We start from the raw sequence: 694 nt of genomic DNA on the forward strand, positions 1-694 counted from the left end.
TTCAGCTCTTAGTCTTAGCAGTGTTTCAGTCTTGGCTGATGTGCCGGAATTTGCTCACGTAACAACAACGGGCTACGGTGAGGTGGTCGCAACACCAGACATGGCGACCTTTTCTGTAAAAGTGGTGGATACCACCATGACAGCGGAACAAGCAAAACAATCCGTCGATAAAACAGTCGAAGATTTTCTCCAATATCTGTCTGATGCTGGTTTATCAAAGGACAATATCACCAGCTCAAACCTGTATCTTGCGCCTCAGTATCACTACCCTAAATCGGGCAAAGCGGAGTTGGTTGGATACAGATCATCACGCAGCAGCAATGTAACAGTGACAGATTTAGCCGATCTTAACCAGTATTTGGATATGGCGTTGAAAGCTGGCATTAATCAGGTCGACAACATCCAATTGAAAGTGAGCAATCAAGCGGAATACCAACAAAAAGCACGCATGGCTGCGATCAAAGATGCGAGAGAAAAAGCGGCATCGCTTGCATCTGGCTTTGATAAAAAACTCGGCGGCATCTGGCAAATTAACTATAACCAAATGCATGTACAGCCTGTGTTGATGCGCTCAATGGCGATGGACAGCAAGCAAGGTTCGAACAGTTACCAAGACTCGACTCTTGTAATTCGTGACCAAGTGGATGTGGTTGACAAATTAAAATAATTTGTTTTGGTAACACAACAAGAAAAG

Annotated in this window: 1 protein-coding gene; it reads left to right on the forward strand. The window is 44.4% G+C overall.

The genetic code is table 11. From position 1 onward, the window contains the following. Window positions 1-667: oxidative stress defense protein (locus tag R7093_RS25670; protein ID WP_318147079.1), on the forward strand; the 667-nt coding region annotated here is incomplete at its 5' end. Between the last annotated feature and the right edge of the window lie 27 nt (window positions 668-694).

It is taken from the genome of Vibrio sp. 1580 (assembly GCF_033340055.1).